We start from the raw sequence: 8,118 nt of genomic DNA on the forward strand, positions 1-8,118 counted from the left end.
CTGCAGGTCGAGCAGCCCCGGCGGGGCGTCTCGAGACCCGCGTCAGCGGTGGGGCGTCAGGCGCCCCAGCTCGACTGGGTGCCGCCGACGCGCTCGGCGGCGAGCTGCTCGGCGCGGCCCGACGCGGCGTACTCGCGCATCGGGTCCGCGGGCAGGCCGCGGGTCTCGCGCCAGGCGGCGAGGGCCGGGCGCACGTCCGAGTAGAACGCGTCCATCAGGATCCCGTTCGCGCCGAGCACGTCGCCCGCGAGCTGCGCCTTCTCGAGCTCCGCGCGGTCGACGAGCAGCGCGCGCGCCGTCATCTCCTGCACGTTGAGCACCGAGCGGATCTGGCCGGGGATCTTGTCCTCGACGTTGTGGCACTGGTCGAGCATGAACGCGACGGGCGAGTCGGGGCCGTAGCCGCCTCCGCGCACCACCTCGAAGAGGATCCGGAACAGCTGGAACGGGTCGGCCGCTCCGACGATCAGGTCGTCGTCGGCGTAGAAGCGCGAGTTGAAGTCGAACGAGCCGAGCTTCCCGAGGCGCAGCAGCTGGGCGACGATGAACTCGATGTTGGTGCCGGGAGCGTGGTGGCCGGTGTCGAGGCAGACCAGCGCGCGGTCGCCCAGCGCGGCCACGTGCGCGTAGGAGGTTCCCCAGTCCGGCACATCCATGTGGTAGAACGCGGGCTCGAAGAACTTGTACTCGAGCACCATCCGCTGCTCGGCGCCCAGGCGCTCGTAGATCGTCGCGAGGGAGTCGGCGAGACGGTCCTGGCGGCCGCGGATGTCCTGCTGGCCGGGGTAGTTGGAGCCGTCGGCGAGCCATATCTTGAGGTCGCGCGAGCCGGTCGCGTCCATGATGTCGATGCAGGCGAGGTGGTGGTCGATGGCCTTCTGGCGGATCACCGGGTCGGAGTGCGTCAGCGAGCCGAACTTGTAGTCGTCGTCCTGGAAGGTGTTGGAGTTGATGGTGCCCAGCGCCACGCCCTTCGACGCGGCGTAGTCGCCGAGCGCCGAGTAGTCGTCGACCTTGTCCCACGGGATGTGGAGCGCGACGGTCGGTGCGAGTCCGGTGAGCTCGTTGACGGTCGCCGCGTCCGAGATCTTCTCCTCGATGGTGCGGGGCGTGCCCGGGGTGGCGAACACCTTGAAGCGGGTGCCGGCGTTGCCGAAGGCCCACGAGGGCAGTTCGATCGCCTGCTGCTCGAGCTGGCTGAGGACGTCGGGGGTGAGTTCGGTCACGAGGCGTGTCCTTCTGCGAGAGGGGTGGGAGCGGCGTCGAGCGCCGCGAGCTGGTCCTCCAGGTGGAAGACCTCGGTCAGGGGGAGGAAGCCCTCGTCCGGTGCACCGTCGAGGTCGACGAAGAACTCGCCCATCTCGGCCTGCCAGCGGGCGTTGACCTCGGTCCGCGCCATGGCGGCCTGCGCGTCGACGATCGAGGGCGTCTCGACGTAGCCGATGAGCAGCCCGTCCTCGCGGACGAAGAGCGAGTAGTTGTTCCAGCCGGTGGCCTTCAGGGCCCTCAGCATGTCGGGCCACACGGCCGCGTGGCGCTCCTTGTACTCCTCGAGGCGGTCGGGCTTCACCTGGAGCTGGAAGCAGACCCGGGTGAGGGCGGTGTCACTCGGCATCGAGCGGCTCCTTCGTCTGGAGGGGCGCGTGAATCGTTTCACGCCAGTGCTCGCCGAGCGTATCGCGCAGCTGCGGAGCGTGTCAAAGAGCGCGGACCGACTGGAAGCGGGCAGGCGGACCCGAACCCCGGTGCCATACTTCCGGGACCGCCGCCCGCCGCGCGGCCCGACCCCAGGAGGCGCCGTGCCGTCCGTGAGCGTCCGCGACGTCGCCGCCCGAGCGGGCGTCTCCGTCGGCACCGTCTCGAACGTGCTGAACCGGCCCGAGCGGGTCGGCGCCGAGTCGGTCCGCCGCGTGCAGGAGGCGATCGCCGAGCTCGGGTTCGTCCGCAACGACGCCGCGCGGCAGCTCCGCGCTGGTCGCAGCCGCAGCATCGGGCTCGTCGTGCTCGACGCGGGCAACCCCTTCTTCTCGGACCTCGCGCGCGGCGCCGAGGCGCGCGCGGCCGAGTCCGGCCTGGCCGTCCTGCTCGGCAACACCGACGACGACGCCCGCCGCGAGGCCGCCTACCTCGACCTCTTCGAGGAGCAGCGGGTCGGCGGCGTCCTCATCTCGCCGCTGGGGGAGGACTCGACGCGCCTGGACCGCCTCCGCTCGCACGGGATCCCCTGCGTGCTCGTCGACCGCCACTCGCTCGACCCGGCGCTCTCGTCGGTCGCCGTCGACGACGTCGCGGGGGGGCGCCTGGCCGTGGAGCACCTCCTGAGCCTCGGCCGGCGGCGCCTGGCGGTGGTGGGCGGGCCGGAGTCGATCCGCCAGGTCGCCGATCGGCTCGCGGGAGCGCGCGCGGCGGTGCGCGAGGTCGACGGGGCCTCGCTCGAGGAGATCGCGACCGACTCGCTGTCGGTGCTCGCCGGGCGCGAGGCGGGGCGCGCCCTCGCCGCGCGCGACGCCTCCGACCGCCCCGATGCCGTGTTCTGCGCGAACGACCTGCTCGCGGTCGGGGTTCTGCAGGCTCTGATGCTGCTGGGCGACGTCCGCGTGCCGGAGGACGTCGCGCTCATCGGCTACGACGACATCGCGTTCGCGACGGCGACCGTGGTGCCGCTGTCGAGCATCCGCCAGCCGAGCGCGCTGATCGGCGCGACGGCGGTCGACCTGCTGCTCGACACCGAGCCGCGCCAGGTGCTCTTCCAGCCCGAGCTGGTCGTGCGCGCATCGACGGCGGGCTGAGCTCCGCTCAGCCGATCAGCTGCGCCGCCCGCTCGAAGGCGCGCTTCAGCTCGTCGCGCTTGCGGGGCTGACTCATCGCGCGCTGCCCGGGGCTCCACGAGCCGATGACGGTGGGCCCTCCGCTCACGTACGGAGCGATGTTCGCGGCCCAGCCCTTCGTCGGGGCGGTACCGGCGGTGACGACGACGTGCAGATCGGGGAGCAGCGGCAGGAGGCGGCGCAGCTCCATCGCGCCCTGCCGCACCTCGTCCGCATCGGGCGCGCCGTCGCCGAGGTGCCAGGGCACGATGTTCCAGACCAGCGTGCGCTCGTGCAGACCGACCTCGTTGCGCAGCGACCAGGTGGTGGCGGCGGTCTGGTCGTCGTTGTCGACCGAGACGAAGCCCGATCCGGCGAGGCCGGCCGCCATGGGGCCCGGAGCCTCGAGCACGAGGAGGGCGCGGGCATCGACACCGGCCTCCGCGGGGTCGAAGTCGGGGACGACCGCTCCGGGGTGCCTCCGGGTCCGTCTGGCGAGGAGTTCGTCGCGGTAGAGGCGCAGAGGCTGCACCGACGGCTCGTCCTCGAGCATCAGCCGGCGCGCGTCGACAGCCGAGCGATCGCGGAAGCCCTGGGGCGCAGTGAGGAACACGCTCCGAGGCTAACCGCGGCGGGTGGCACCGAGGTGGACTCTGCGGATCCGGGCGACCCGTCCCGCCGGTGTGCGCGCCCTGCTAGCGTTTCCTGGGCCGCGTCCAAGAAACCCGGCACTCCCGACCCCTCCACGAAAGACGTCATGCGCCGCTTTCTGATCCTCCCCGCCGCGCTCGCCGCCGGCGCCCTCCTCCTCAGCGGCTGCACCGCCGAGTCCGACGCGGGGGGCGACTCCGCGACCCCCGTCGCCGACGGAGTGCTGACCTACGCGTCCGGCGATGCCGAGCCCACCTGCCTCGACCCGCACGTCGGCGGCAACTACCCCCAGGCGCTGCTCGCGACGCAGGTGCTCGAGTCGCTCGTCTCGCGCGAGGCCGACGGCACGATCACGCCGTGGCTCGCGGAGTCGTGGACCGTCTCGGACGACGCGCTCAGCTACGACTTCACGCTGCGCGAGGGCGTCGAGTTCACCGACGGCACCCCCCTGGACGCGGAGGCGGTCGCCGCGAACATCGCGCACCTCCAGGACCCGGCGACCAAGTCCTCGACCGGCTACCTCGCCGTCGCCAAGGTCGAGTCGGTCACCGCCGTCTCGCCGACCGTCGCGCGCTTCGCGCTCAGCGCCCCCGACAGCGCGCTGCTCGAGTCGCTCGCCCAGCCGTGGACGGCGATCCAGTCGCCCACCGGCATCGCGCGCGGCGAGGCCGCCAACTGCGAGGCTCCCGTCGGCACCGGTCCGTTCACGGTGACGGAGTGGGTCAAGCAGGACCACGTGACCCTCACCCGCAACGACGCCTACGACGCCTCGTTCGGCCCGACCGGCGACGGCCACGAGGGCCCCGCGTACCTCTCGAGCATCGAGTGGCGCTTCCTGCCCGACTCGGCGACCCGCTACGCGGCGCTGCAGGCGGGCGAGGTCGACGTGATCGACAACGCGCAGCCCGACACGCTGCAGGCCGCGACCGAGGCCTCCGACCTCGTCGAGCTCGACGCCCCGCGCCCCGGGTCGGTCAACCGCCTGGAGCTCAACAGCGGCCAGTCGCCGTTCGACGACGCGGGCGTGCGCGAGGCGTTCCTCCGTGCGGTCGGCGTGAACGACGCCATCGACTCCCTCTTCTTCGGCACCGCCGAGCGCTCCTACTCGCCGCTGTCGAGCCGCGAGGCGACCGCCTACTCCGACCCCTCGCTCTTCGAGGACGCCGGCTCCGACGACGAGGTCGCCGCGGCCGAGGAGCTCCTCGAGACCGCGGGCTGGACCGACTCCGACGGCGACGGCATCCGCGAGAAGGACGGGCAGCCGCTCACGCTGCGCTTCCCGGTCAGCACGAACCAGTCGATCCCGGCCGAGCAGTCGCTCTTCGAGCAGATCCAGGCCTCGGCTAAGGCCGTCGGCTTCGACGTCGAGATCAGCCTGCTGGACCTCTCGAGCTGGTACGCGGCCCTCGCGGCGAACGAGTACGAGCTGGTCAGCGCGCCGTACACGAAGGTCGGCCCCGACGTGCTGCGGATCCTCTACTCCTCCTCGGGCATCACCCCGGCGCCCAGCGGCTACTTCGCCAACCACGCGCAGATCGCCGACCCGGCCCTCGACGCGCTGCTCGAGCAGGCCAGCGCGACGACGGACGCGGACAAGCGCGCCGAGCTGTACCGCCAGGCCCAGGAGATCGTGCTCTCGGGCTACTGGATCCTGCCGCTCTACGACCAGCAGAACCACTACCTGCTCCGCTCGTCGGTGCAGGGCGTGGAGGCGCTCGCCACGGTCTCGACGCCGTGGTTCGCCGACGCCTCGGTCTGACGCTCCGCTGATCGGGTAGCCCGCACCGCGGCGGCCCCCGCTTGCTGATCGAGTAGCCCGCGCAGCGGGCGTATCGAGATCCCCCCACCGCTGGACTCGTGGGTCTCGATACGCCCCTCCGGGGCTGCTCGACCAGCAGACGGAGCAGGAGCCTCGGCGGATCGTCGGGCATCCTGGTCCCCGGACCCCTCGGAAGGAGCACCCCGCATGATCCGCCGCGTCCTCCTCCGCCTCGGCGGCGCCGTCGTCGTGCTCTGGGCCGTCGCGACCGCCGTCTTCTTCCTCATCCGCCTGATCCCCGGCGACCCCGCGCAGGCGATCCTCGGCGGACCCGGTTCGCAGGCGTCGGCGGAGGCGCTGGCCGCGGTCCGCGAGGAGTACGGACTCGACCAGCCCCTCCTCCTGCAGTACCTCACCCAGCTCGGCCGGCTCGCGCAGGGCGACCTCGGCACCTCCTACTCCCTCCGCGTCCCCGTCGTCGAGCTGCTCGGGCAGCAGCTGCCGGGCACGCTGCTGCTGGCCGTCCTCGCGCTCGCCCTCGCGTGGATCCTCGCCCTGGCGACCGCGCTCTGGTCGACCCGTGGCGGCCGCCTCGCCGCGGCGCTCGGCGCCGGCCTCGAGCTGACCGCCGCGGCCCTCCCGCACTTCTGGCTGGCCACCGTCCTCATCGCCGTGTTCGCCACGACCCTGCGCTGGCTGCCCCCGGTCAGCACCGGAGCGCCGAACGGACTCGTCCTGCCCGCGCTCACCCTCGCGATCCCGCTGGCCGGCTTCCTCGGCCAGGTGATGCGCCGCTCCCTCCTCGACGCCCTCGAGTCGCCGTTCGTGCTCGCCGCCCGCGCGCGCGGGGAGAGCGAGCTGGGGCTGCGCGTGCGCCACGCGTTGCGTCACGCCGTGCTCCCGGGCATCGCGCTCTCGGGCTGGGCGTTCGGCTACCTGATCGGCGGAGCGGTCGTCGTCGAGACGATCTTCGCGCGGCCGGGGCTGGGCCGGACCCTGCTGTCGGCGGTGACCGTGCGCGACGTGCCGGTCGTGACCGGCGTCGTCCTGGTCACCGCGCTCGCCTACATCCTCGTGACGTTCGCGACCGATCTCGTGGCGCGCCTCGTCGATCCGCGGCTCGCTCCCGCCCGCACCGCCCGCACCGCTCGCGTCGTTCCCACCCGCGCCGTCGGGGAGCCGGCCGCATGAGCGAGCTCGAGCTGCGCACCTCCGCCGCCCCCGCGCGCCGACGAGGCCGGCGCCTGCGCCCGGGCGAGATCGTCGCGCTCGCCTTCGTCCTCCTGCTGCTCCTGGCCGCGCTCGCCCCGGGGCTCCTCGCCCCCGCCGATCCCCTCGCGATCGCTCCGACCGAGGCGTTCTCGCCCCCCTCGGCAGCGCACCTGCTCGGCACCGACGAGTCCGGCCGCGACGTCCTCAGCCGCGTCATCGCGGGCGCGGGCGCGTCGCTCCTGATCGGCGTGAGCGCGACCGTCATCGGTCTGGCGCTCGGCGCCGTGCTCGGCGTGGTCGCCGCGTTCGGCGGGCGCGTGGTCGACGGAGTGATCGGCCGCGTGCTCGAGGTGCTGTTCGCGTTCCCCGCCCTGCTGCTGGCGCTGCTCGTCATCGTCGTGACCGGCCCCGGAGTGGTCCCCGCCACCGTCGCGGTCGGCCTCTCGACCGCCCCCGGCTACGCCCGCATCCTGCGCACGCAGCTGCTCGGCATCCGCGACTCCGGCTACGTCGAGGCCGCGCGGGTCCTCGGGCACGGCCCGATCCGCATCCTGCTCCGGCACGTGCTGCCCAACACCTTCGCGCCCCTGGCGGTCCTCGCGACACTGGGCGTGGGCCAGGCGATCGTCTGGGCGTCGGCGCTCAGCTACCTCGGCCTCGGCGCCGAGCCGCCGGCTCCGGAGTGGGGCGCGATGCTCTCGGCCGGCCGCACCTACCTCGCGAGCGCGTGGTGGCTGACGGTGTTCCCGGGACTGGTGATCGTGCTGACGACGATCGCCACGACCGTGCTCGGCGGCCGGTTGCGGGGAGCGCGATGAGCGCCGTCGTGGTCGAGGACCTCCGCGTCGCGTTCGACGGGGTCGAGGTCGTGCACGGGGTGTCGTTCCGCGTCGAGCCGGGCGAGTGCGTGGCGATCGTGGGCGAGTCGGGCTCGGGCAAGAGCGTCACGGCGCGGGCTCTGCTGGGGCTGAGCGGAGGCGCGGTGACCGGCAGCATCCGGGTCGGCGGGGCCGAGGTGGTCGGCGCCGGCGAGCGGACTTTGAGGGGTCTCCGTGGCGCGGGCATCGGCTTCGTGCCGCAGGACGCGCTGCTCTCGCTCGACCCGCTGCGCCCCATCGGGCGCGAGATCGGCGACGCGTGGCGCCTGCACGGCCGCCTGCCCGCGGCCGAGCGGGCCCGGCGGGCGGCGGCGGCGCTCACCAGCGTCGGCATGCCCGAGGCGGCCGAGCGGATGCGCGACCGCGCGGGCGAGCTCTCCGGCGGACTCCGCCAGCGGGCGCTGCTGGCCTCGGCGATCGCCCTCGATCCTCCGCTCCTCGTCGCCGACGAGCCCACCACCGCGCTCGACGTGACGGTGCAGGCGCGCGTGCTCGAGCTGTTCGCCGAGCAGAAGGCGCGCGGACGGGCTCTGCTGCTGGTCTCGCACGACCTCGCGGTGGTCGCGGGGCTCGCCGACCGCATCCTGGTGCTCGCCGACGGCCGCGTGGTCGAGGACGGACCGGCCGCCGAGGTCCTCCGCGCTCCGTCGAGCCCCGAGGCGCGCGCCCTGGTCGCCGCCGTGCCCGCCGGGCGGCCCCGCGGCACCCGCCTGTCGTCCGCCGGGGCCGAGGTCCTGCCCCCGCCGGTGCCGGGCGACGTGGTCCTGCGGGCATCGGGGCTGCGGACGACCTTCGCCCGCCCGGGCGGAGG

At 73.8% G+C, this 8,118-nt stretch carries 8 protein-coding genes; 5 read left to right on the forward strand and 3 right to left on the reverse strand.

All coding sequences use genetic code 11. From position 1 onward, the window contains the following. Positions 1 to 56: 56 nt before the first annotated feature. Entirely contained in the window at positions 57 to 1,226 is a 1,170-nt protein-coding gene (gene rhaI, locus B0T42_RS04260; protein WP_077222065.1) for an L-rhamnose isomerase, read from the reverse strand. Then, positions 1,223 to 1,615: an L-rhamnose mutarotase gene (locus B0T42_RS04265; protein WP_077222077.1), complete on the reverse strand. Its 393-nt coding sequence runs from the start codon at positions 1,613 to 1,615 to the stop codon at positions 1,223 to 1,225. Before B0T42_RS04265 ends, rhaI begins: the two co-directional genes overlap by 4 nt. Positions 1,616 to 1,799: 184 nt before the next feature. On the opposite strand from B0T42_RS04265, the gene B0T42_RS04270 reads away from it, so the two are divergent. Then, positions 1,800 to 2,789: a LacI family DNA-binding transcriptional regulator gene (locus tag B0T42_RS04270; protein WP_236720103.1), complete on the forward strand. Its 990-nt coding sequence runs from the start codon at positions 1,800 to 1,802 to the stop codon at positions 2,787 to 2,789. Between the two features lie 7 nt (positions 2,790 to 2,796). On the opposite strand, the gene B0T42_RS04275 is transcribed toward B0T42_RS04270, so the two are convergent. Then, on the reverse strand, positions 2,797 to 3,420 hold the full coding sequence (locus tag B0T42_RS04275) for a uracil-DNA glycosylase family protein (protein ID WP_094742669.1): 624 nt from the start codon (positions 3,418 to 3,420) through the stop codon (positions 2,797 to 2,799). A gap of 144 nt (positions 3,421 to 3,564) precedes the next feature. On the opposite strand from B0T42_RS04275, the gene B0T42_RS04280 reads away from it, so the two are divergent. From B0T42_RS04280 to B0T42_RS04295, 4 genes are all read left to right on the forward strand, one after another. Beyond that, positions 3,565 to 5,217 (forward strand): ABC transporter substrate-binding protein, encoded by a 1,653-nt coding sequence (locus B0T42_RS04280; RefSeq protein WP_077222066.1) that lies wholly within the window; start codon positions 3,565 to 3,567, stop codon positions 5,215 to 5,217. A gap of 207 nt (positions 5,218 to 5,424) precedes the next feature. Then, positions 5,425 to 6,408 (forward strand): ABC transporter permease, encoded by a 984-nt coding sequence (locus B0T42_RS04285; RefSeq protein ID WP_077222067.1) that lies wholly within the window; start codon positions 5,425 to 5,427, stop codon positions 6,406 to 6,408. Beyond that, a complete protein-coding gene (locus B0T42_RS04290) occupies positions 6,405 to 7,247 on the forward strand; it encodes an ABC transporter permease (protein ID WP_077222068.1) in 843 nt (280 codons plus the stop codon). The genes B0T42_RS04285 and B0T42_RS04290 overlap by 4 nt, the downstream gene beginning before the upstream one ends. Beyond that, a partial coding sequence (locus tag B0T42_RS04295; RefSeq protein ID WP_139344411.1) for an ATP-binding cassette domain-containing protein occupies positions 7,244 to 8,118 on the forward strand: 875 nt, incomplete at its 3' end. The genes B0T42_RS04290 and B0T42_RS04295, both read left to right, overlap by 4 nt.

The organism is Rathayibacter rhapontici (assembly GCF_001995175.1).
GTDB lineage: Bacteria > Actinomycetota > Actinomycetes > Actinomycetales > Microbacteriaceae > Rathayibacter.